The 22703-nt window shown below is 43.0% G+C and carries 24 protein-coding genes; 18 read left to right on the top strand and 6 right to left on the bottom strand.

All coding sequences use genetic code 11. From position 1 onward, the window contains the following. Positions 1 to 179 precede the first annotated feature (179 nt). Positions 180 to 926, top strand: coding sequence for a 3-oxoacyl-ACP reductase family protein (locus tag H6G96_RS00150; protein WP_190909371.1), 747 nt, complete (start codon positions 180 to 182; stop codon positions 924 to 926). A gap of 113 nt (positions 927 to 1039) precedes the next feature. Here H6G96_RS00150 and H6G96_RS00155 read toward each other — a convergent pair whose 3' ends face one another. After that, the gene (locus tag H6G96_RS00155; protein ID WP_190909372.1) at positions 1040 to 1777 is read right to left on the bottom strand and encodes a COG4280 domain-containing protein; all 738 of its coding nucleotides are present in this window, start codon (positions 1775 to 1777) and stop codon (positions 1040 to 1042) included. A gap of 59 nt (positions 1778 to 1836) precedes the next feature. Here H6G96_RS00155 and H6G96_RS00160 point away from each other — a divergent pair, with 59 nt between their 5' ends. Further along, a complete protein-coding gene (locus tag H6G96_RS00160) occupies positions 1837 to 2142 on the top strand; it encodes a hypothetical protein (protein ID WP_206757660.1) in 306 nt (101 codons plus the stop codon). Positions 2143 to 2265: 123 nt separating this feature from the next. On the opposite strand, the gene H6G96_RS00165 is transcribed toward H6G96_RS00160, so the two are convergent. The 4 genes from H6G96_RS00165 to H6G96_RS00180 form a co-directional block, all read right to left on the bottom strand. Further along, a complete protein-coding gene (locus tag H6G96_RS00165) occupies positions 2266 to 3963 on the bottom strand; it encodes an iron ABC transporter permease (protein WP_190909374.1) in 1698 nt (565 codons plus the stop codon). 212 nt (positions 3964 to 4175) lie between these two features. Further along, positions 4176 to 5186, bottom strand: coding sequence for an iron ABC transporter substrate-binding protein (locus H6G96_RS00170; protein ID WP_190727664.1), 1011 nt, complete (start codon positions 5184 to 5186; stop codon positions 4176 to 4178). 273 nt (positions 5187 to 5459) lie between these two features. Continuing rightward, a complete protein-coding gene (locus H6G96_RS00175) occupies positions 5460 to 5966 on the bottom strand; it encodes a GNAT family protein (RefSeq protein ID WP_190909375.1) in 507 nt (168 codons plus the stop codon). A gap of 241 nt (positions 5967 to 6207) precedes the next feature. Beyond that, positions 6208 to 7848 carry an iron uptake porin gene (locus tag H6G96_RS00180; RefSeq protein WP_347242157.1) on the bottom strand — a complete coding sequence of 547 codons (1641 nt, stop codon included), beginning with the start codon at positions 7846 to 7848 and terminating at the stop codon, positions 6208 to 6210. 803 nt (positions 7849 to 8651) lie between these two features. Between H6G96_RS00180 and phnC the strand changes: the two genes are divergently transcribed. The 3 genes from phnC to phnE all read left to right on the top strand — a co-directional run bounded on the left by phnC (position 8652) and on the right by phnE (position 11340). Continuing rightward, on the top strand, positions 8652 to 9449 hold the full coding sequence (gene phnC, locus H6G96_RS00185) for a phosphonate ABC transporter ATP-binding protein (RefSeq protein WP_190909377.1): 798 nt from the start codon (positions 8652 to 8654) through the stop codon (positions 9447 to 9449). A gap of 40 nt (positions 9450 to 9489) precedes the next feature. Continuing rightward, positions 9490 to 10491: a phosphonate ABC transporter substrate-binding protein gene (gene phnD, locus H6G96_RS00190; protein WP_190909378.1), complete on the top strand. Its 1002-nt coding sequence runs from the start codon at positions 9490 to 9492 to the stop codon at positions 10489 to 10491. A gap of 75 nt (positions 10492 to 10566) precedes the next feature. Further along, positions 10567 to 11340: a phosphonate ABC transporter, permease protein PhnE gene (gene phnE, locus H6G96_RS00195; RefSeq protein ID WP_190909923.1), complete on the top strand. Its 774-nt coding sequence runs from the start codon at positions 10567 to 10569 to the stop codon at positions 11338 to 11340. On the opposite strand, the gene phnF is transcribed toward phnE, so the two are convergent. Continuing rightward, entirely contained in the window at positions 11337 to 12092 is a 756-nt protein-coding gene (phnF, locus tag H6G96_RS00200) for a phosphonate metabolism transcriptional regulator PhnF (protein ID WP_242063127.1), read from the bottom strand. The genes phnE and phnF overlap by 4 nt on opposite strands. A gap of 118 nt (positions 12093 to 12210) precedes the next feature. On the opposite strand from phnF, the gene phnG reads away from it, so the two are divergent. From phnG to xseB, 13 genes are all read left to right on the top strand, one after another. Beyond that, positions 12211 to 12669, top strand: coding sequence for a phosphonate C-P lyase system protein PhnG (gene phnG / locus H6G96_RS00205; protein ID WP_190909925.1), 459 nt, complete (start codon positions 12211 to 12213; stop codon positions 12667 to 12669). A 63-nt stretch (positions 12670 to 12732) separates the two neighbouring features. Continuing rightward, on the top strand, positions 12733 to 13332 hold the full coding sequence (phnH, locus tag H6G96_RS00210) for a phosphonate C-P lyase system protein PhnH (RefSeq protein WP_190909380.1): 600 nt from the start codon (positions 12733 to 12735) through the stop codon (positions 13330 to 13332). Beyond that, positions 13322 to 13774 carry a GNAT family N-acetyltransferase gene (locus H6G96_RS00215; protein ID WP_190909381.1) on the top strand — a complete coding sequence of 151 codons (453 nt, stop codon included), beginning with the start codon at positions 13322 to 13324 and terminating at the stop codon, positions 13772 to 13774. Before phnH ends, H6G96_RS00215 begins: the two co-directional genes overlap by 11 nt. A 101-nt stretch (positions 13775 to 13875) precedes the next feature. Next, the gene (locus H6G96_RS00220; RefSeq protein ID WP_190909382.1) at positions 13876 to 15081 is read left to right on the top strand and encodes a carbon-phosphorus lyase complex subunit PhnI; all 1206 of its coding nucleotides are present in this window, start codon (positions 13876 to 13878) and stop codon (positions 15079 to 15081) included. Next, entirely contained in the window at positions 15078 to 15500 is a 423-nt protein-coding gene (locus tag H6G96_RS00225) for a fosfomycin resistance glutathione transferase (RefSeq protein WP_190909383.1), read from the top strand. The genes H6G96_RS00220 and H6G96_RS00225 overlap by 4 nt, the downstream gene beginning before the upstream one ends. Next, the gene (locus tag H6G96_RS00230) at positions 15497 to 16705 is read left to right on the top strand and encodes an alpha-D-ribose 1-methylphosphonate 5-triphosphate diphosphatase (protein WP_190909384.1); all 1209 of its coding nucleotides are present in this window, start codon (positions 15497 to 15499) and stop codon (positions 16703 to 16705) included. The genes H6G96_RS00225 and H6G96_RS00230 overlap by 4 nt, the downstream gene beginning before the upstream one ends. Positions 16706 to 16736: 31 nt before the next feature. Then, complete coding sequence (locus H6G96_RS00235) at positions 16737 to 17294, top strand: phosphonate degradation HD-domain oxygenase (RefSeq protein WP_190909385.1); 558 nt, start codon at positions 16737 to 16739, stop codon at positions 17292 to 17294. Beyond that, positions 17291 to 18181: an alpha-D-ribose 1-methylphosphonate 5-phosphate C-P-lyase PhnJ gene (locus H6G96_RS00240; protein ID WP_199339329.1), complete on the top strand. Its 891-nt coding sequence runs from the start codon at positions 17291 to 17293 to the stop codon at positions 18179 to 18181. The genes H6G96_RS00235 and H6G96_RS00240 overlap by 4 nt, the downstream gene beginning before the upstream one ends. 5 nt (positions 18182 to 18186) lie before the next feature. Next, the gene (phnK, locus tag H6G96_RS00245; RefSeq protein WP_190909386.1) at positions 18187 to 18957 is read left to right on the top strand and encodes a phosphonate C-P lyase system protein PhnK; all 771 of its coding nucleotides are present in this window, start codon (positions 18187 to 18189) and stop codon (positions 18955 to 18957) included. 36 nt (positions 18958 to 18993) lie between these two features. Continuing rightward, positions 18994 to 19719: a phosphonate C-P lyase system protein PhnL gene (gene phnL / locus H6G96_RS00250; protein WP_190909387.1), complete on the top strand. Its 726-nt coding sequence runs from the start codon at positions 18994 to 18996 to the stop codon at positions 19717 to 19719. A gap of 56 nt (positions 19720 to 19775) precedes the next feature. Further along, complete coding sequence (gene phnM, locus H6G96_RS00255; protein WP_190909388.1) at positions 19776 to 20912, top strand: phosphonate metabolism protein PhnM; 1137 nt, start codon at positions 19776 to 19778, stop codon at positions 20910 to 20912. A 186-nt stretch (positions 20913 to 21098) separates the two neighbouring features. Further along, positions 21099 to 22367 carry an exodeoxyribonuclease VII large subunit gene (gene xseA / locus H6G96_RS00260; RefSeq protein WP_190909389.1) on the top strand — a complete coding sequence of 423 codons (1269 nt, stop codon included), beginning with the start codon at positions 21099 to 21101 and terminating at the stop codon, positions 22365 to 22367. Then, positions 22360 to 22593 carry an exodeoxyribonuclease VII small subunit gene (gene xseB / locus H6G96_RS00265; protein ID WP_190909390.1) on the top strand — a complete coding sequence of 78 codons (234 nt, stop codon included), beginning with the start codon at positions 22360 to 22362 and terminating at the stop codon, positions 22591 to 22593. Before xseA ends, xseB begins: the two co-directional genes overlap by 8 nt. The last annotated feature ends 110 nt before the right edge of the window (positions 22594 to 22703 follow it).

Raw genomic sequence — 22703 nt, forward strand, 5'->3', positions numbered from 1 at the left:
TTGCCCCAGTAGAAAAAAACACAGGGTTGCGATGCCTGCGGCGGGCGTAGCCATCGCGATCGGTTCATTCAGCAAAAATTTCTCAACGGCTTACTGCTGACTTGTTGGCTAAATTTATGTCTATTCAATATTAGACATACACAGCGAATTATCCAATTTCTTATCGCACGGAGTCGAACATGAACCACACACTCAAGAATAAACGCGCACTTATTACTGGAGGCAGTCGCGGCATCGGGGCCGCCATCGTTATGCGTTTAGCCAATGAAGGCGCTGATGTCGCCTTCACCTATACCAGTTCGCCCGATCGGGCTAACGAGATCGTGCAGGCATCGCAGGCACTAGGTGTCCAAGCTCTTGCCATCCAAGCTGACAGCGCGGAAGCCAGTGCAGTAGTCGGCGCTGTTGAGCGTACAGTGGCCGAATTGGGCGGCATTGATATCCTTGTCAATAATGCAGGAGTGTTCACTCTCGCCCCTATCGATGATTTCACCCTCGCGGACTTTGATCGAACCTTCGCCATTAACGTGCGTGCCGTGTTTGTTGCGACGCAGGCCGCAGTCAAGCACATGAAAGAGGGCGGACGCATCATCAACATAGGAAGCACCAACGCCGAACGTATGCCATTTGCTGGCGGCGGTGTTTATGCCATGAGTAAATCTGCTCTGCAAGGCCTTATACGAGGATTGGCGCATGACCTCGGCCCACGCGGGATTACAATCAACAATGTGCAGCCCGGACCAATCCATACGGATATGAATCCCTCAGACAGTGAGTTTGCACAAATGCTCAAAAAGCAGTTTCTGGCGCTGCCCCGCTACGGTACTGTCGAAGAGGTTGCGGGAATGGTAGCTTATCTGGCTGGTTCTGAGGCCGGTTACATCACCGGCGCAAACCTGATGATTGATGGGGGGTTCAGCGCATAACTGCCGTAGGCTTTGCTGAAATCTGCCAGCAAATCAAGTAATTTTGTTTAAGACAGCCTGCTACGAACTCCGCAAAGCCTCCGCTTCCGGTCTTGTTGATAGGCGGTATCAAGCTAACTAACAATCTCTTCTGGCTTCTGTAATCCAATCCGCCAGCGCAGGAATGCAGCAGTAATAGCCATGAAAGAACCCCAAACTAGCGGTAACCAAACGATCGCCCAATCGCCGCCTGGCAATTCTACATTCAGCCCTTCACTCAGCCAGTAAGTACCAAATCCCATCAGTAGCATAGCTGCTACAAATTTCATCGGCTTGACAGGCACTTGCTTAAGTGGAGTTCTGAACAGAAATGCAAATACAACTAAGCCAATTGCAGCAGCTAAAGCACCACTGATGGCATCTATCCATTTACCTCCAGCAGCCCCTAAGGTGACCACTGCGATCGCAACCTCTACACTATCTAAAAGCGCACCCTTAAATGTGGTCACTACAGCAAACCAGTTCCAGCCAGATTGATTGTCTTCTTTTGCTAGTTCTGCTTCTAGCCTGTCTTCTTTGCCACCTCCACGCTTGGGAATGCCGCCGTAGTACTTAATAATTGAACGTGTCCATTTTTGCCCAAACAATAGCAGTAAACTGCCTGCAACAATCCTCAGAATGTCTACAGGGATAAGCATCAAACTTTTCCCTAAAATCAGCGAGGCAAGTATTGTTAAAGCAATGCCACTACCTGAACCAACTAGGGCGTTACGCCAACCGGCTAGCCTACCAACAACAATGACTATGCCCAGAATCTCGACTAATTCAATTAGAGAACCAGCAAAACTAGCAAGAAAAATTTCCCAATTCATAAAATTTTATACCTCTTTATTAACTAAGTACAGCTTTGCGTAAAATCGTAGCGTTTTTAATGCAAAGGGATGCATTGGCATTGTCAGTCGATGCATTGGCATTGTCAGTCGATGCATTGGCATTGTCAGTCGATGCATTGGCATTGTCAGCCCATACATTGGTATTGTTAGTCGATACATTGGCATTGTCAGCCCATACATTGGCATTGTTAGTCGATACATTGGCATTGTCAGTCGATACATTGGCATTGTCAGCCCATACATTGGCATTGTCAGTCGATACATTGGCATTGTCAGCCGATACATTGGCATTGCAGGATATTGCCAAATTTAATTCGCTACGAATTAATAAAATGCTGTACTAAAGATTGCACTTCGGCTTCTCTACGAACGCGAACTGCGTGTCGCAACCATACGCTACGTGTAACTTGCTTCTTTGTAGGAGTGCGCTCAGTAACCAGGAACTCAAATAATTAATCTGCCTCCTCTTAATCAACCTCCCTTTGCAAGCTACGGCTTACTTCTATGGAAAGCCCTGTATTGCGATTTTGAGACAGCACTAATAACATGGAACTAACTGAAATCACCAGCATCACTAGTGCGCCAGCCGCAGCATTACTGTAAGAAACACTCTCAGTTGCTTTCCAAATGTGGGTAGCTAAAGTATCAAAGCCAATTGGAGCCAATAGCAATGTTACTGGTAACTCTTTAATTGCTGTCAGAAATACTAACGCTGCCCCACCCAGCACACCCGGACTGACTAGGGGCAACGTAATTTCTCTGAAAGTTTGCCAAGAGTTTCTGCCTAAACTCCGGGCACATTCTTCTAATTGAGGATTAACTTGCAGCAGTGAACTCCGCAAAGTGCCAACAGACTGCGAAACAAATAACACTAAATAAGCAAATATCAGCATTGGCAAAGTTTGATACAACCAGGGCAGGTAATTTGCTCCCCAAAATATGAGGGAAAAGGCAACTACAATTCCAGGTAAACCAAAGGCAATATAGCTACAGCGCTCAATTGCAGTAGTGATGCGACTGGGAAACCGTACCGCGAGGATTGCCACGGGTAGGGCGCAGAGTGTAGCTACTATTGCTGCCGATCCTGCCGCTATTAGTGAATCTCTAGCTAATTGCATCAGTTCTGGTACGGAAATAATTGTATCCATACTGTTACCTGTCAAGCCTTGCATCAGCCAGAACGAAGTTACACCTATTGGTAAGACTAGACCAAGGGTAGTCACGGCGAAGCAAAACAAAATTGCAGGTATTTTCCAAACACCGAGATGAAGTAATGGTGGCAGACGGTAGGACTTAGTAGCACGACTGTAGTATGCTGCCCGCGATCGCGCTTTATATTCCAACCACAACAACAGCAATACTAAACTTACTAGCATTAAAGCTAATACTGCGGCTTGATTTCGATCGAATGTATATCTGTATTGCAGAAAAATCGCCCGCGTAAATGTATCAAATCGCATCACTGAAATTGTGCCAAAATCTTGTAAGGCATTCAGCGCCACCAACAATCCCCCTGCCACAATTGATGGACGCAGTGCAGGTAGCGTGATGCGAAACAAGATTTCCCGTTGGTTAGAACCTAAACTTCTAGCAGCTTCCTCCATCGCTGGATCAATGCCTTGCCATCCAGCCTGGAGACTCAGCAGTAAATACGGATAGGAAAACAGAGTTAGTCCTAAAATTGCTCCAGTCCAGCCGTAGATTTCTGGTAACTCCTGCACTCCGAGAGGTTCTAGCCAGAGTTGCAACAAACTACCCTTGGGGCCAAAAGCAGCAATCAAGGCAAAACCACCTACATAGTCAGGCACTGCCAGGGGTAATGTGGTAATAATCAGCCAAAATCGTCGCCAGGGTAAATCTGTCCGCATTGTCAGAAACGCTAGTGGCACAGCGATCGCAGCTGAAAGTAAAGTGCTGGCCACAGCTAGTCCAACACTATTTAACAACACTGTGATCGTCCGGGGGCGCGATACCAAAGTCAATAACTCTTCTGCGTCTACACTAGCCATCCGTATAACTAAGTAAGTTAAAGGTAATGCGATCGCCACAGCCGTTAATCCAGCTGGGACTAGAAGAAACAAAGGTGGACGATCGGTTTTTTTGCCTCTTTTAGAAAAATAGGCGCGGTGGCGGGGTGACTCAGTGACGCTGGGAGGGATTTTCATCCTTTAGTTAATTGCTTGCATGGCTTCTGATAGCGATCGAACAGGTAGGCGAAGATGTGTGTCCTCTTCTCGCTTGGGTGCAGTAGATTTTTGACTTCACTTCCATTCCTCTCTTCTTTTAAAAGAGAGGCTTTAAATCTTACCCCCCTTACCTTGTAGGGAAGGGGTTGGGGGTTAGGTCTGTACCGCACATCAATTTAGAACCGCTATAGTTACAACAAACCTGCATCTTGGATTAACGAAAGCGTTCCTTTCATATCTGATAATTTGCTCAGATCAAGCTGAGGAGACTGCAACTGATTGAGTGGAATTTGCTTTTGCGATACTGGAATACCTTTCACCAAGGGATATTCATAAAACTTTTGGGTAAGGAACTTTTGCACATCTGGACTGAGCATATAAGCAACAAACTTTTCTGCATCGCTTTCTTGGTCAGTTGTATTTAGTACTGCTAAACCTGCGACATTAATCAACGCTCCCGCATCATTGCGTGTATGGTGGATAGCTACAGGAAAATTTGGGTCTTTTGTGGTAAATCGATATAAATAATAGTTATTCACTAACCCCAAGGCAATTTCTCCGCGTCCCAAAGCTTCAACAATGGCACTATTGCCGCTATAAGCTTTGGCATTATTAGCTTTCATTGCTTTTAACCACTCCAGGGTTTTTTGATTGCCCTCTAGGAGTCGCATTGCAGTCACGAAGGATAGAAAAGAACCGTTAGTAGGTGCCCAACCAACTTTACCTCGCCATTTTGGATTGCCCAGTTCCATTACACTTGTGGGGAGTTCGCTGGTTTTGACAAGCTTGGTATTGTAGTCAATCACCCGTGCGCGTCCAGAAATGCCAATCCATTGGCCTGCGGGAGAGCGAAATTGCGGTTCAACTTTGTTTAGTAATTGAGTAGGGAGAGTTAAGGTTCGTTTTTCCCTAGCGATCGCTCCTAAAGACCCAGCGTCTTGAGCGTAAAATATATCAGCGCGGCTATTTTTACCTTCTTCGATGAGAGCGATCGCTAGTTCTGTGGAATCACCATAGCGTACCTCAATATTGATCCCCAAATCTTTTTTAGCTTTCTCAATCAAAGGACTCATGATGTCCTTTTCTCGCCCTGAATAAACTGTTAGTGTTTTTGGGGTATCTGCTACCGCCATTCCAACTCCCCAGCCCAAAAACACAGCAGTAATTACACCACAGATTTGCCGCACTTGATGTGAAATCATTGATTAGCCTCAGATTCCAGATTCAGGATTACAGGTCAATTCATCTGACCAAATTTTGTCAATATTAATCACCTGTAAAGGATTAACTATTGATTTTGGTAAGGATAGGTTACATGAAGCACTGTGCAAGTTAAATTTAGAACATCAAAAGGTTAAGAAAACTTGCTCATACCTTTTATTCAGAACCGAATGGCACGCTTGTAAAGCTCTAAGCTATGCGACCTAAACTAAGATATAACGGCGAAGATCAGCTACTATGGCTGCATCGCCTTGTTAGGCATTTTCTTCGAGAACGCGGATCATAAGATAGCACCGACCGTATCCAGGAGGACTGTATTCACGCAAGGTGTAAAAGCCGACCTTGGAGTAAGCACGTTGAGCGGACAGGTTCTGAATGTTCGTTGTTAGTCCGACCAACGGGACATCTCCGCGCTGACGAAGCTGTGACACCAAGAGCAGGAGAGCCTTCGGGCCAATCCCACGACCGACGAAATCCGAATCACCTATGAGTATATCTACGTCAACCGATCCTGCCGGTATCTCGTGCAGACCGACTGAATCCAATACCTCACGAGAAACTGTCTGCCATCGAATGTAGCCAACGTGCCGATCTCCTACTGTGATTAGTGCCCGTTCTCCGCCGGGTGGTGGATTTACGCTCCATCCAATATGATCTTCCGGGTCAGGATACCACCGAGCCACGTGTGGGGCCACCAGCCAACGGTTAAGCAGCGTGACATCAGTGGTGGAAAATGGAGTTAATGTGACATTGATATCCATCCAAATGCGCGATCTATTTCTGCCTAACAATTTATTGTACGAATATGTCGCGGCGACAACCTAGAACCATTGACCGTTGATGGGCAAGAAACGAGGTCTTTGAGTAATTTAAGGTGAGTTCGATAAACCTCTGCCTTGAACTAAAGTTCAAAGCTGTCCCTCTCCGGCTCGGAGAGGGACGATTTTGCGTAGTAAAATCAGGGAGAGGTCTTTTTGATTGAGCTTAAGCAAAGACTTTGGGTTAGAAAGTAAAAGTAGTACGTACTACTCCCACATAGATATTAGAGTTGTTGCTGTTACCTTCAGGATTCAAGATGGTGATTAATCCTGGAGTTATAGCAATATTGTCATTCAGCTTATATCTATAGAAAGCCTCTAAATGATAGGAGATATCATCGTCTTGGCGACGATTATTACCATTTACGAATTGATTGTCAGCAACGTAAGGCGGTACACCAAACACAATACCGCCAAAATTTCCTTTCCTACCCAAATCAGGAAAGCCTAGCTGAACGGCCCAGTTCCAAATCTCTGCATTACTCCTAGCAACGTCTGTATTCTCAGCTTGGGCGTTGGCGTAGCTGCCCCAAGCAGTGATGGTAAACTTAGGACTAAGTTTGTAATTGCCAGTTACACTATAGTTATTTACAGAAGTTCGCGCCCCGTTGAATGGGTTGTTGGCAAAACCAGTACCAGTGCTACCAGTAACTCCGCTACCATCAGTGTAATAGGCATTGACATAAGTAAAAGCCAAACTTAATTCTGAGGTTGGTTGGAAGGTCAGTTGACCTAATGCAGAGTAACTACCATTAAAAAGTCCTCTACCGTTACTGGGATCATTACCAACACCTGATGGCACAACGTAACCAGCAGTTAGGGTGAGAGCATCATTCAATTTTTGATTGATGATGATACCTGGCCCCTCGGCTGCTCGATAAATTGGGTTATAACGCCCAAAACGAGATAGCGCACCGGAACCACTAGAATCGAAGTTGCGACTGAGAGCAGGTACTTCATCAATGTATTCCAACCCTTCGGTTGCAATGTTGAAGGTTGTGGAGTCGCTTAAAGGAAAACGGTAAAACAGAGCTGATACGCTGACATTGTTGGATTCATTACCATCAAACCCTAAACGAGTTTGGTTAGTGCCAGTCACGCCTGTATTGAATGAAGTGATATTTCTCGCTTGTAACCTAACTCTGAGGCGGTCTTTACCAGTGAAGCTACTATCAAAGTTTAACCGGACGCGATCGGCAAAAATCACATTTTCATCGAGTTCTGGTCTAGTATCACCACGATTTTGAGCATCGGTGTTGATTGCTCTATCGGAGCCAAATGCACCAGCCAGCGCAAAAACTGCTTCTCCCCGCAGTTGAGTAGTTATGGAGAATTGTTGCGACTCTAAAGTGGCGCTACGAGCTTCTAGAGCATCTACTCGACCTCGCACAGTTTGCAACTCAGCAGTATACTCTTCTTGCAGCTTTTGCAATGTTGCTAGGTCTTGTTTGTTTACCAGATCAGCTGTACTAGTAGCTATAAGTTGATTTATCTGATCTAAACAAGCATTCAAACCAGCAGCAAACTCATAGCGAGTCAAAGCACGATTACCCCGATAAGTTTGGTTAGGATAACCTGCAATGCAGCCGTATCGCTCAACTAGGGATTGCAAAGCTTGAAAAGCCCAGTCTGTAGGTTTGACATCAGAAAGCTGTGAAACTGAAGTTACTTGTTCGATACTCTCAGCACTACTAAAACTGGAAGGTTGATTAGTTGTAGGTGCTTGATTTAGAGGTACTTCAGAACCCATCGCTGGTAGTGCAACTATAAATAAGCCCAAAATTGCTGGACTAAATAACAAAGGATTCAACCAAAATTTCTGCACGAACGTACCCTCACACCTGGTAGAAATTAGTAAAAAATCGATTTTTATAACATTAAAATTTCTGCTAAGTGGTAAATCACAAATATTATCAAAGTTCATTTAATTAAATCGTGAACTCAGCCTTTATTACGGAAATAGTAATGTTATACAGGTAAAATCAATCTTCTATAAGAAAAATTGACCAAATCGACTTTAACAATATCAAAGCATAACTGTGTACCACAATTTAGAGATTGTTTTGAAATAAAAACAATTGTTTTTTGTTTACCTATTCTTAACCAAACAAATATTGATGCATTAAAGATTATCTGTATTTGTTAATTTAATCAATAATCAGTAGTTAAGATCCAGTTAATAGCATATTGTTAAACTTTTTTAGAGTAATAAAGCTTATTTACTAGAACTTAAGTATTGACAGCAAATGCTAAATATGGATGATTTAAAAAACTACATCTGTCGGAGGAACAATCCATGAATTACCCTTATTAAAATTCAAACAGGTATACAGTATAAGCATTTTATTGATTTCAAATGGGTGGTTTCTTTACGCCGTGCTGTACTAAATTTCTAGCAAAGTTAATTACATTTTTACCAAAAATTGGTCTTTTGTTAATTAAAGCTTAATCTAAAAATGCAGCTTAGTTTATGTATTATAAGCATTACATTATATTGATGTATATCCAAAAATGGCTCACTCATTAGGCTGATAATTCAGAAATTAAATTAAAAATTATACTTTTCTTAATTATTTCTTAACTCAAAAACATTATTAATGTTGATCATAGACATCTAAATGTCAAAAAATGGCAAATACAGTGGCTATCAAAGTTAGTAATCTATCGAAGGATTTCAAAGGTAAGACAGCACTAAAAAACGCATCTTGCACAATTCATGAGGGAGAACTGGTTGCGTTAATAGGCGCATCTGGCTCAGGCAAATCTACCCTTTTACGTCATATTAATGGCTTGCATATTGGAGATGCAGGAACTGTTTATATTTTCGGCTCAATACTACAGAGCGAAGGCAAAATACACTCTAAAATTAGGTCTTTACGAAGCCAGATAGGTTGTATTTTTCAACAGTTTAATTTAGTCAATCGGCTAACAGTTATCGAAAATGTACTCGTTGGTAACTTATCAAGATTGTCTATCTTACGTTCAACATTCCATTTATTCACCAAAGAAGAAAAAATCCAAGCTCTTGCTGCATTAGAGCGAGTAGGCATTCTTGAACACGCTTATAAACGGGCATCTATGCTTTCTGGAGGGCAACAACAACGAGTGGCGATCGCTCGTTGTTTAGTGCAAGGAGCAAAAATCATCCTCGCAGACGAACCAATCGCCTCTCTCGACCCGGAATCAGCGCGTAAAGTCATGGAATTGCTTGTGCAGCTAAATCGTCAAAGCGGTATTACTGTAGTCGCTTCTTTACATCAGGTTCAAATGGTGCGTAGTTACTTTGATCGAGCGATCGCTCTCAAAGATGGAGAAGTGATGTTTGATGGTGCAACCACAGAGATGAATGATCACAAGCTCAATGAACTTTATGGTACAGCTGCCGAAGAACTCATTATGAGAGGGCACGGAGAATTGGTAGTGTAACGCAATACAGAATTTTTACTTGGATATCACAACTAAAATTATGGACAGAAGGTTATTTATTCAACAGGCTTCTTTATTTACTATAACTTTGGCAAGTGCCAAGATACTTTCAGCTTGTACTTCTAATGCTGATAATAGTACAGCAGCGATTAAAGAAATTAATTTTGGTGTTCTGTCTACAGAATCTCAAGCTAATCAAAAACCAATTTGGGAACCTTTTGCTGCTGCTATGTCTGAGGAAGTTGGAATTCCTATAAAACCCTTCTATGTTACACAGTATGCAGCAGTCATAGAAGCTATGCGTTTTGGTAAAGTTCAAGCAGCTTGGTTAGGTGGTAAATCTTATATTGAAGCAGCAAAAATTGCTGATGCAGAAGCTTTTGCTCAAGTTGTAAGTGCAGATGGCACTAGAGGCTACTATTCTCATTTAATTACTAATAAAGAAAATCCGATTGTAGCAGAAGCTATAGCAGCAGGTGGCGATAAATATGTGATTAAAAATGCATCCAATCTCACCTTTGCCTTTAATGAGCCTAATTCTACCTCTGGGTTTTTAGTTCCCAGTTACTATATTTTTACTAAAAACAATGTTGACCCTAAAAAAGCTTTTAAACGCTTGATTTTTGCTGGTAATCATGAAGCTTGCGCTCTAGCTGTAGCTAATAAACAGGTAGATGTAGCTACCGTTAGTAGTGAAGCATTAAGTCGTCTAGAAAGTACTAATCCTACAGCCAGGCAGAAGATTGAAATTATTTGGAAATCGCCTATAATTCCCAGCGATCCGATTGTTTATCGTCGGGATTTAGCAGATGATATCAAAAAGAAGTTGCAAAACTTTTTCTATAACTACAAAGATGCAAAAGTTTTAACACCATTTAAAATTTCTGGCTTTGTACAGGCTGAAGATAAAAATTGGCATACAATTCGAGAACTAGAAATTGCTAAAAAAATCCAAGAAACTCAAGATAAAGAAAATCTTAGCGAACAAGAAAAGCAGCAAACAATAGCAGAACTAAATCAGCAACTCAAAGGAATTAAATAAAATTAGATTTATAGGTAGTAAAAAGTGCGCCCACGAAATCAGGTAATTACTTACGCATCTCCTAATGTAGCAGCAATGTTAGAGAAAGAAGCAAAGCTTGTGAATACCCAAAAAGTTTTGTTTCTTTTAGTAATTGCTGCTGTATTGATTTTTGCCTATACTCAAAGTGAGTTAAATTTCCCTGTACTTCTGCAACGGGGAGACAACATGGTGGAATATATACGTTCATATTTTCCGCCAGATTTTAGCGATTGGAATTATTATTTCTCAGAAACACTGGTTACTATATCGATGGGAATCTGGGGAACTTTAATGGCTGCGATCGCAGCTGTTCCTTTATCTATTTTAGCATCTAACAATATTTGTCCAGTATGGATAGTACAACCGACACGTCGCCTTTTAGATGCTATGCGTGCGATTAACGAAATCGTCTTTGCACTAATCTTTGTAGTTGCTGTTGGGTTAGGGCCATTTGCCGGAGTTTTGGCATTATTTATTCATACTGCTGGTATTCTAGGTAAGCTTTTCTCAGAAGCAGTAGAATCAATTGAGTCAGGGCCTGTAGAAGGAATTAGAGCTACTGGTGCAAGTCAGATTCAAGAAGTTATTTATGGAGTAATTCCCCAAGTGATGCCTTTGTGGACTTCTTTCACTCTCTACAGATTTGAGTCAAATGTGCGTTCTGCTTCTGTGTTAGGAATTGTTGGGGCTGGTGGTATTGGCGTTTCACTATATCAAAGTTTTGGGGCATTTGAATACCAGAAAGTATGTACAATTCTGATTATTTTGATTGTTACTACTGGTGTTATTGATTTACTCTCTGCAAAGGTGAGAGAGTGGCTAATTTAGTCATTAGTCATTAATTTTGCACCTACACCCTCTTTTAAGTCATTTTCAAAAAATAACTCCATGCGATCGCCCCGCAGTCGAGTTACCCCATATTCAATAATATTACCTGTTTCATCTAAGTTCACCGACTCCGCTAAGAGAATGGGTTGATTAAGAGATAGTTGTAGCCACTTTGCATCTTGAGGCTGAACTAGACGAGCAGAAACGCAGGTACTACGGCGGATGTGATCACATCCATATACTTGCTGTAAAAACTGAGATATTGATTGCTGTTCTTGCAAAATCTTGATATTTTTCGGCTCTAAAAAATCAGGGAATCGCTTGAGTGGAAAATATCCCGTACCCACACTAATGGGTTCTTCATTTGCTAAACCTAAACGTTCAATTAACGCTATCGGCTCACCATAAGGAATTTCTAATCCTTTAGCGATCGCATCATCGGCAGGTACTTCTAAAACACGTAGCAGTTGAAACCTTACTTGCCAACCCTGTGCTTTCAGCGTTTGGTTGTAACGCACTCGCTTACCAATCGCATAGCGGATGGTTTTAGCCGCTACAAAAGTTCCGCGTCCTCGCTCAACTCGTAACAATCCCTCGTCTTTTAGTAGAGCGATCGCTTGTCTAATGGTATGGCGATTAACGGCAAACTGTTCAGCTAACTTGGTTTCCGTCGGTAGTTGTTCCCCAACCTGATAAACTCCCTGATGAATATTTTGTCGCAGTTGGTCAGCAATCTGGACATAAATTGGCATTATTTCCTTCATGTATCAATTTTAGATTGTCAATTTGTCAGAATTGCGTTAATCTACTTTCATCTAGATGTCTAGACAAATTAAGAATAGTTTAAAACAAAATACCACAAACCAACTTATGCCTACTGTGACGCAGCGACAAGCATGGATGGCAACATTAGCTAAAGCCGAGTTAGAGCTATTAGAAAAACTGGTAAACACATTAGATAATTTGCCCAACTATAGCTTTTTACGCTCCCCAGAGATTGGTCTAACAATGGTGCGGGGACGCGCTGGGGGTACAGGAGAGCCATTTAACTTAGGAGAAATTACCATGACTCGCTGTGTTGTGCAGTTAGAGAGCCAAGGAGATGAATCAATCACTGGATTTGGTTATGTCGCAGGGCGATCGCACCGTCATGCAGAATTAGCTGCTGTTTGTGATGCGTTACTACAAACCCCAAATTGGCACGATCAGATTCAGGCTGAGGTAATTCAACCATTGCAAATAGAACGCCAAAAGCAGCAAGAACTTAAGCAGCGTCAAGCAGCCGCCACTAAGGTTAATTTTTTCACGATGGTGAGAGGGGAAGGATGAAGAGATGGAGGAGCAGAGGGAGCAGGGGAAGCAGGGGAAGCAGGGGGAGATAAGGGAAAACTAATGAATAAAGTTACGTACTTACCTGGCTTTCGAGACTCAATTCATGATGCTCAGAGGACATTTCGGGCGTTGCTTGATGCTAATGCTCGACCGGGGACACCTTATTGGATAGCTGCTGATATGAGTGTGCCTTTGGGTTTAACGCCTGCTTGTGGGGCTGCTTGTTTGACACTGCTGGATTTGGATGTTGTGGTATGGCTACAGCCGAGTTTTGCAGATCAAGTGAGAGCTTGGTTGTTGTTTCATACTGGCTGTCGTTTCACGCAGTATCCAGAAGAAGCTGACTTTGCCTTAATTCAAGATTTGGCGGCGTTACCGGAATTATCTATTTTTAGCTGGGGGACAGCAGAAAAGCCGGAAGCCTCAACAACATTATTAGTACAGGTGGAAAGTTTTGAGATGGGACAACCTGTGATGTTGACAGGGCCAGGAATTTTAGACCAGCAAGCTATCACTCCTACACTTCCCGTCCATTTTTGGGATTTCTGGATGCAGAATCACCAAGCCTATCCACAAGGCGTAGATGTATTTTTATTTACAGAAAACGCAGTAATCGGACTACCACGCACCGCCAAACCAGAGGTGTACTATGACTCTTGAGATTCGCATTGCTACCCGTGAGGATTGGCCTCTATTAAATCAGCTTTATGCTGATATGGATGGTGAGCCACCCTTACCAAGCGATGATGTAGAAAGAATCTTGACAGAAATCACACAATTTCCTAACTACTACATCTACATTGCTTTTTTAAATCAGCAACTTGTAGGTACTTTCAGCCTCCTTTATGCGCCAACAATGATGCACCGGGGCTATCACAAATTTGCAGTTCTAGATGCAGTAACAGTTATTTCTCAAATGCGAGGAGAGGGAATTGGTAGCCAAATGGTAAAAGCCGCGCTCCAATTTAGTGCTGAGGCTGGGTGTTATAAAGTCACGCTGTCTTCTAATTTGAAACGAACTCGCGCCCATCAATTCTATCAATCACTGGGATTCGAGCAGCATGGGTGGAGTTTTAAATGCTTAGTCCAACCAAGCCAGTAAAGCAAAAATTGCGGAGGATAAAAATATAAATATGGAAACCTGAAAACCCGATTAAAGCCTAACTTCCTTAATCAAAAATTACGAATTACGAATTAAAAATTATGCCATACGTTGCAGTCAAAGGCGGTGAACAGGCAATTCAAAATGCAGAAGCACTCCTGCAAAGCAGACGCAGAGGTGATCCTGCAATTCCTGAATTAAGCTTAGACCAGATTGAACAACAGCTTACCCTAGCAGTAGAACGGGTGATGTGTGAAGGTAGTTTATATGATCAGGAGTTAGCAGCCCTTGCTATTAAACAATCTTGGGGCGATTTAGTAGAAGCAATTTTCTTGTTACGAGCCTATCGGACAACACTACCCCGCTTTTACTATAGCCAGCCATTAGATACCAGCAAAATGCAGATTCAGCGCCGCATTTCTGCCATTTTTAAAGATGTACCAGGAGGACAAAGGTTAGGGACTACCTTCGACTACATTCACCGCCTACTAGACTTTAAGTTGATAGCAGAAGGACAAGTCCCGACAGCACCAGAAACAGAAGCAATTACAGAATCAGTTTTGCGTGTAATTGACACTTTAGATCGTGAAGGGTTGATGCAAGCGGAAGAAGGGCAGGGGAGCAGGGGAGCAGGGGAGCAGGGGGAACAAGTAAATAATGATTCTCCGTTATCTCCCTCATCTCAACCATTTGATTTAACTCGTCAACCACTAACTTTTCCTGCTGAACGGGATGCAAGACTGCAAAATCTAGCGCGTGCAGATGAGGGTTTTTTGCTATCTCTAGCATATTCTACACAGCGAGGCTATGGAAGAAACCATCCTTTTGCCGGAGAGATTCGCATGGGGGAAGTAGAAGTGATAATTTGCCCAGAAGAATTGGGATTTGAAATAGCGATCGCAGATATTACTGTCACCGAAGTGCAAATGGTAAATCAGTTTAAAGGTAATAAAGAATTACCTGCTCAGTTTACCCGTGGCTATGGACTCACCTTTGGTTACAACGAACGTAAAGCGATGTCAATGGCACTAGTAGATAGGGCAATGCGAGCAGAGGAATTAGGGGAAACAATTCAAGGCCCAGCCCAAAATGTCGAGTTTGTACTTTCCCACTCTGATAACGTGGAAGCACAAGGTTTTGTCCAACACCTTAAACTTCCACACTACATCGACTTTCAAGCAGAGTTAAATCTGGTGCGGAAAATCCGACAGCAGCAACTAAATAATCAATCCTCAGAGCTAACTGTTGCTGCCCAAGAATCTCAGCCTTTAGAAAATAGTGATTTGGTTTTGGAACAAGTGAAATGATTACAGGAATTAACCATATTACTTTGTCTGTCTGCGACTTGGAGAAATCCTTTAATTTTTATACCGAAATTTTAGGTTGTCAAGCGATCGCTAAGTGGCAAACAGGTGCTTATTTATTAGCGGGTGACTTGTGGTTGTGCCTATCTTTGGATTCAAACACACGCACAAATCCTATGGACGAGTACACTCATATTGCTTTTAGTATCCCTGAAGATAAGTTTCCAGAATATAGCGATCGCCTCAAAGTTTTAGGAGTCAAACAGTGGAAACAAAATACAAGTGAAGGCGAATCTATATATATTCTTGACCCCGATTACCACAAGCTGGAATTGCATATAGGTGATTTATCTTCCAGAATTGCCGCCACTCAAAAAGCTCCCTATAAAGGCATGAAATTTTTTACTGAGGTAAGTCAGTGACAACAACTAAAAATATTCAAATATTATCAAAACCAACCAACACAAAAATTGCTATTCAAGGAGTAAATGTACTAACTCCCGATGGTTGGCTGGATGATGCCACAGTTTTAATTGAAGATGGACAATTTACTAACATTGATCAGGCTAGTAGTCCTAATGGATTTCATCTGGTAAATGCTCAAGGACTCCAGATGTTGCCAGGAATTATTGACTTACACGGCGATGCTTTTGAAAGGATGATTTGCCCTCGGCCTGGAGTCAACTTTCCTCTACCAATAGCGATCGCAGATAATGACCGCAACCTCTTAGCATCCGGTATCACAACTTTTTACTGCTCAATTACCGACTCTTACGAACCAGGTTTACGCAGCCGAGATTCTGCCCGTGCTTTAATTGACTTCATCTTAGGAACAGGAAAACAAGTTTTAAATTGTAATCATCGCATTCATATCAGACATGAAGAGGCAAATATCGCCGGACATGAAGAATTGTGTGATTGGATGGTATCCGGTCGTGTGCATATCTTGTCTATCAACGATCACCTACCACCCCCAGGAAATCAAAAGAGATTGAGTCGATATCTCAATAGTGTGAGGCAAAGATCATCCATGTCTATTGAAGAAATCGAAGAATTAGTTAACCAAGTAACAGAACGGCGACATGAAGGAGACGTGCAAATAGAAGAACTGGTGGATTTAGCTCATACTTACGGTATTCCCCTCGCTTCTCATGATGATGATACCCCAGAGAAAGTAATACTAAGTCAACAACGCCGAGTAGCGATCGCAGAATTCCCCGCTACTGTAGACTTAGCTGCTAAGTCTCGTGAATATGGTGCAGCAGTTCTCATGGGTGCGCCTAACTTAGTGCGAGGTGGTTCTCACTTAGGTTTGATGAGTGTCGCTGAGGCGGTAAAAAATAATGTTATTGATTGTCTTTGCTCAGACTATCATTATCCTTCCTTGTTTTATGCACCCTTCAAACTCCAAGAATTAGGCTTAATGTCCTTTGAACAAGCATGGTCATTAGTTTCCAGCCAACCAGCAGAAGCGGCGGGGATAAGCGATCAAAAAGGTAAAATCGCTCCTGGTTTAGATGCTGATTTCCTGTTGATATCTCCTGATAATTCTTTACCATCAGCGATTACTGCGATTGGCTCTGTATATGTAGCAGGAAAAGAAGTTGCTCGATATCAAATTCAATAAATATCCAGTCAACAGTCATCAGTTACCTATTATGAAACCTACCATTGAAAGCATTATTGAACTCTTCACCGAAAAGGGTTCCCAATCCTATGGTGCAGAAGCCGTCAGTCAGCTAGAACACGCCTTGCAATGTGCTAACCTCGCTGAAATATCAGGACAAAACCATGAATTGATTACCGCTTGTCTACTTCATGATTTAGGACATTTAATTCATAACTTAGGTGATAATCCAGCCATCAAAGGCATAGACGACGAACATGAACATCGAGCCATTCCCTTGCTACATCAGATGTTTGGGTCAGCAGTTACACAACCAATTAGGCTTCATGTCGTCGCCAAACGCTATCTTTGCTCAGTTGTTCCTGAATATTGGGAAAGTCTCTCAGCCGCATCCAAACGCAGCTTAGAACTGCAAGGAGGCATATTTTCCCCTGAACAGGCAGAGAAATTTATTCAGCAACCTTATGCCCAAGATGCTGTGCAGTTAAGGATTTATGACGACAAAGGCAAAATTACAAATCTGCCAACACCCAATTTAAACCACTTCACCCAATTTATGACCGCCTCTTTGATCTCGCCAATAAAATGAATATTTCTTCCAATCCCCATTACCCCTTATCCCCAGAGAGGGCCCCGAGTTCCCCAGAAACAGGCTTTAACTTTGCTTATTTAGACGAACAAACAAAGCGTTCTATTCGCCGTGCTTTGCTAAAAGCCGTAGCGATTCCAGGACATCAAATCCCCTTTTCTTCCAGAGAAATGCCCATGTCTTACGGCTGGGGTACTGGTGGAATTCAGGTAACAGCTGCTGTGATTGGTCAAACCGATGTCTTGAAAGTAATTGACCAAGGCGCAGACGACACTACTAACGCCGTTAATATTCGTCGCTTTTTTCAAAAAGTTTGTGGTGTAAAGACAACAGAACGCACACAAGAAGCAACTTTAATTCAAACTCGCCATCGCATACCCGAAACGCCACTACAGGAAGGACAGATTTTAGTTTACCAAGTACCGATTCCTGAACCTTTGCGCTGGCTAGAACCCTCATCGGTAGAGACAGGCAAAATGCACGCTCTAGAAGAATACGGAGCTATGTACGTCAAGCTTTACGAAGACATTACCACACATGGACATATTGCTACATCCTACGACTATCCGGTAATGGTGCATAACCGCTATTTGATGAGTCCTAGCCCGATCCCACGTTTTGATAATCCCAAAATGCAGATGAGTCCGGCATTGCAATTATTTGGTGCAGGGAGAGAAAAGCGCATATATGCAATTCCACCTTACACCAAAGTCAAAAGCCTCGACTTTGAAGACCATCCCTTTACTGTAGAAAAATGGGATAAAGCCTGTGAGTTATGCGGTTCTACAGAAAGCTACTTAGATGAGGTAGTGATTGACGACCAAGGTGGGCGAATGTGGATTTGTTCAGATACAGACTACTGTAACAATTCAAAAATAAAAATTTAAAACCGATGAAACCTCTTTTACAGGTTCACCAACTGAGTAAATCTTACGGCGCAATTAAAGCGTGCGATCGCATTTCTTTTAATCTCTTTCCTGGGCAAGTTCTCGGTATTGTTGGAGAATCAGGTTCAGGTAAGTCTACTTTGTTGAGTGCAATTGCTAATCATACTGCTGTTGATAAAGGTAATGTTACTTATACTAGCCGTAGCGGTGAAGACTTAGAAATTTTTCAACTTGCGGAAGCTAAACGGCGGTTGTTGATGCGAACTGAGTGGGGCTTTGTGCAGCAAAATCCCCGTGATGGTCTGCGAATGAAGGTCAGTGCGGGAGCAAATATCGGTGAACGCTTACTAGATATTGGGGCGCGACACTACGGCAATATTCGGGATGAGGCTGCTCATTGGCTACAACAAGTAGAAATTGACCCAACACGGATAGATGATCTGCCAGTTCACTTTTCTGGGGGGATGCAACAAAGATTACAACTTGCCCGTGTGTTGGTGACGCGTCCTCGATTGATATTAATGGATGAACCGACAGGGGGGTTGGATGTCTCGGTACAAGCGCGGTTATTAGATTTATTGCGATCGCTTGTCCGCAATTTTAACCTCAGCGTGATTATAGTTACCCACGATATCGGCGTAGTCAGACTGTTGGCACATCGATTATTAGTTATGCAACAAGGACAGGTAGTGGAATCAGGTTTAACTGACCAAGTACTTGATGATCCACAACATCCATACACTCAATTATTAGTCAGCGCCGCTTTAACACCCTGATGTGTTGACTATTAACGGTCATATATTTTCTTAACAATGCAATCATTAACTCTTAATCATCATCCAGTAAACTTTGCTAGCCAAGCACTTTTGCAAGTTGAGAATTTGCGAAAAAGTTTTACTCTGCATCAGCAAGGAGGCATTAATCTATCGGTATTAGAAGGAGTGTCTTTGAGCGTTAATGCTGGGGAATGTGTCGCCCTTTCTGGAGCATCCGGCAGTGGGAAATCTACATTTATGCGCTGTTTATATGCTAACTATCGCGTTGATAGTGGTTCAGTCTGGATAAAGCATCAGGAAGATTGGGTTGATTTGTGTCAACTCGCTCCCCACGAAATTTTAGCAGTCCGGCAGAAAACCATTGGATATGTCAGCCAGTTTTTAAGAGTAATTCCCAGAGTGCCAGCGTTAGAAGTTGCCGCAGAACCACTTTTGGAATTAGGGGTAAATATAGATGTTGCCTATAACAAAGTTAAAGACCTATTTCATCGCCTCAACCTTTCAGAACGACTGTGGTATCTTTCCCCCACGACCTTTTCTGGAGGCGAAAAGCAACGGGTAAATATTACTCGTGCTTTGGCAGTTGATTATCCAATTTTGCTACTAGATGAACCGACTTCAGCCCTAGACGCTACCAATCGTCAAGTAGTTATTGAACTGTTGCAAGAGAAAAAAGCTAAAGGCTGTGGCTTAATTGGCATTTTTCACGACGAAGAAGTGCGATCGCAACTTTGTAACCGCGAATTAATTTTTAATAGTTGACGGTTGACAGTTAACAGTCACCAGTCATCAGTCATCAGTCAACCGCCATCAATATTATGAATGAGCAGATTTACACTAACTATCGCCTACAACTGCCAGATCAAGAACTGTTAGGTACTTTGGTAGTGCGAGATGGATTAATTGCTGATATTCAGCCAGGGGTTGTAAGTCATGGCCAAAATGGTCAAGGAGATTATCTATTACCAGGGTTGATTGAGTTACACACTGATAATCTCGAACGCTGTATGTCTCCCCGTCCTGGTATTCGCTGGCCTTTAGAAGCCGCAGCAGTTTATCATGACCGAGATTTAGCCAGCGCCGGAGTCACAACAGTGTGTGATGCGATCGCAATTGGTGATTTGGCAACTGTTTCTCCTCGCTTAACTAACTATGGGCCGATGATTGATGCCATCTCCCAAAGACAAGCCACCGGACGCTTTTGTGTGGAACATCGCATTCATCTGCGCTGTGAACTGGCTTATGACAAGGCTTATGACATTACAGCACAATACGCAGATCATCCTCTTTTATCAATGATCTCGCTGATGGATCATACTCCCGGTCAACGGCAGTTTATCCACTTAGACAAGTTTAAAGAGTATTACATGGGCAAACACGGTGTCACTGTTGACCAAATGGAAGAGTTCATCTTGATTCGTCAGCAACAACAACAAATATATGCACAGAAAAACCGTATAGCTTTAGTAGAACTCACCAAAGCCAAAGGTATTTCCCTAGCCAGTCATGATGATGCTACCGTCGAACACGTCCAAGAAGCGGTGCAAAATGGAGTAGTGCTAGCTGAGTTCCCCACCACCTTAGAAGCTGCCAAAGCAGCACACAGTTCGGGATTACAAGTTTTGATGGGTGCGCCTAATTTAGTGCTTGGTGGTTCTCACTCTGGTAATATTTCCGCAATGGAACTTGTCTTGCACAATTTAGTCGATGTGATTTCTTCTGATTACGTTCCTCAAAGCTTATTGCAATCCATTTTTATGATTGCCGAGAAGACGGACAAGCCTATTTACCAAGCTATGCAATTATTTACCTGCAACCCAGCTAAAGCCATTAATCTATTTTGCGATCGCGGTAGTCTAGAAGTAGGAAAAAGAGCCGATTTTATCACTGTTCATGATGATGGTATTGTACCGCGCTTGAATGCAACTATCTGCCGAGGCGATCGTGTTGCTTAGGGACTTCCAAGAAATAAATTATCCAAATAAACGTATACGCAAAGCGGCTTGCCGGAGGCTACCACAGAGACACAGAGAACACAGAGAGAGTTTTTGCGTATTTCCAGTTTGATAGTTCAACACAATCGCTATCAATTAACGTTATTTGCTAAGATTTAATTAGGCTTTTGCTCTCACCCATCTTTGATGACTTTCGACCTTCCCGACTCTCTCGTTCTCGATACTGCACTTTCAGTATCTGGATTAACTGACTATATCCGTTTGCTGTTAGAGCAAGATGAACAATTGCGGCAAGTCTGGGTAACTGGCGAAGTTTCTAGTGCTAACCAGCATCGTAGTGGGTTGTTTTTTACGCTGCAAGATACCGATCGCACCGCCGGAATTAAGTGTGTGGTATGGAATAGCCAATTGCCAAAACTCGCCCAAATCCCAGTTCCTGGTGAGCAAATAATCATTTTGGGTAGTATTCGCCTGTATCCGCAACGGGGAGAGTATCAGTTGTCAGTTTGGCAAACTCTACCTGCTGGTGTTGGTTTACAGGCGCTGCGCTATCAACAACTAAAAAATCGCTTGCTGGCTGAGGGGTTGTTCGATGCTCAAAGAAAGCGATCGCTCCCTACTCACCCCCAAACGATCGCTGTCGTCACTTCACCAACTGCTGCTGCTTGGGGCGATATTCAAAAGACCCTCAGACAAAGGTATCCAGGTTTACAGGTTTTGTTTTCTCCCGCTACAGTACAAGGTGAACAAGCACCTGAATCCATCGTTAAAGCAATTGATCGGGTGGAAAGAGATGGACGCGCCGAAGTGCTAATTTTGTCGCGGGGTGGTGGCGCGGTGGAGGAGTTGGCTTGTTTTAATGATGAACGAGTGGTGCGATCGCTTGCTAGTTGTTCCATTCCTGTAATTACTGGTATTGGGCATCAACGGGATGAATCATTGGCAGATTTAGTTGCAGATGTCTGTGTACATACACCAACTGCGGCGGCAGAAAGAGTTGTGCCTGCACTTGCAGAATTGTATACTGAACATCGGGGGCGAGTTATCGCTTTGCATGAGGCAGTGCATGACTTTGGGGAAAATGCTGAGAATAAACTGCAAGTATTGCGAAACCGTTTGCGACGTTTGCGGTTAGATCGGCAAGTGCAACAAGAGGTAGAAAAGCTAGCTTGGAAGCGTCAGCAATTGGTGCAAATGACAACGAGGCGATCGCAGCAAGCAACGCAGCATTTAGAATTGTTGCGGCAAAAGTTGGCAACTCTTGACCCGAAAGCGGTGTTACAGCGTGGTTATGCGGTGGTGAGGCGGGAAGATGGGGCGATCGCTCGTTCTGCGGCAAAGTTAGCTGTGGGAGAAGATTTGTTGATTCAGTTGGGGCAGGGTGAGGTTAAAGTGAAGGTTATGGAAGTGAACGAACTACCAAGACGCCAAGGATGCCAAGAGTTGAATGGTTAAACGTAAGAGTGCTTCTAATTCTGATTCGATAGAAGGTTGGAATTATGAGGCAAAGGTTGCTGAAATAGAGGGAATTATCACTCGCATTGAGGCGGGTGAGTTAGATTTGGAAGCTGTGTTTGAGCAATTTGCAAGTGCTGTGGAGTATTTGCGTCAGTGCGAAAGTTTTTTGCAGCAACGACAGCAGCAGGTAGATTTGTTGATTGAAACGTTAAGCGATGAGTAGCAGCGAGAGTCTGCTGCTGGGGTTCTTCGGGTTGAATAAGTAATCAAGCAGACATGGTATTAAAAGATGCGTAGATTCTTTAGGGGCTTGCGGTAGGCCTAAATTTTCAC

It is taken from the genome of Nostoc sp. FACHB-892 (assembly GCF_014698795.1).
Taxonomy (GTDB): domain Bacteria; phylum Cyanobacteriota; class Cyanobacteriia; order Cyanobacteriales; family Nostocaceae; genus Nostoc.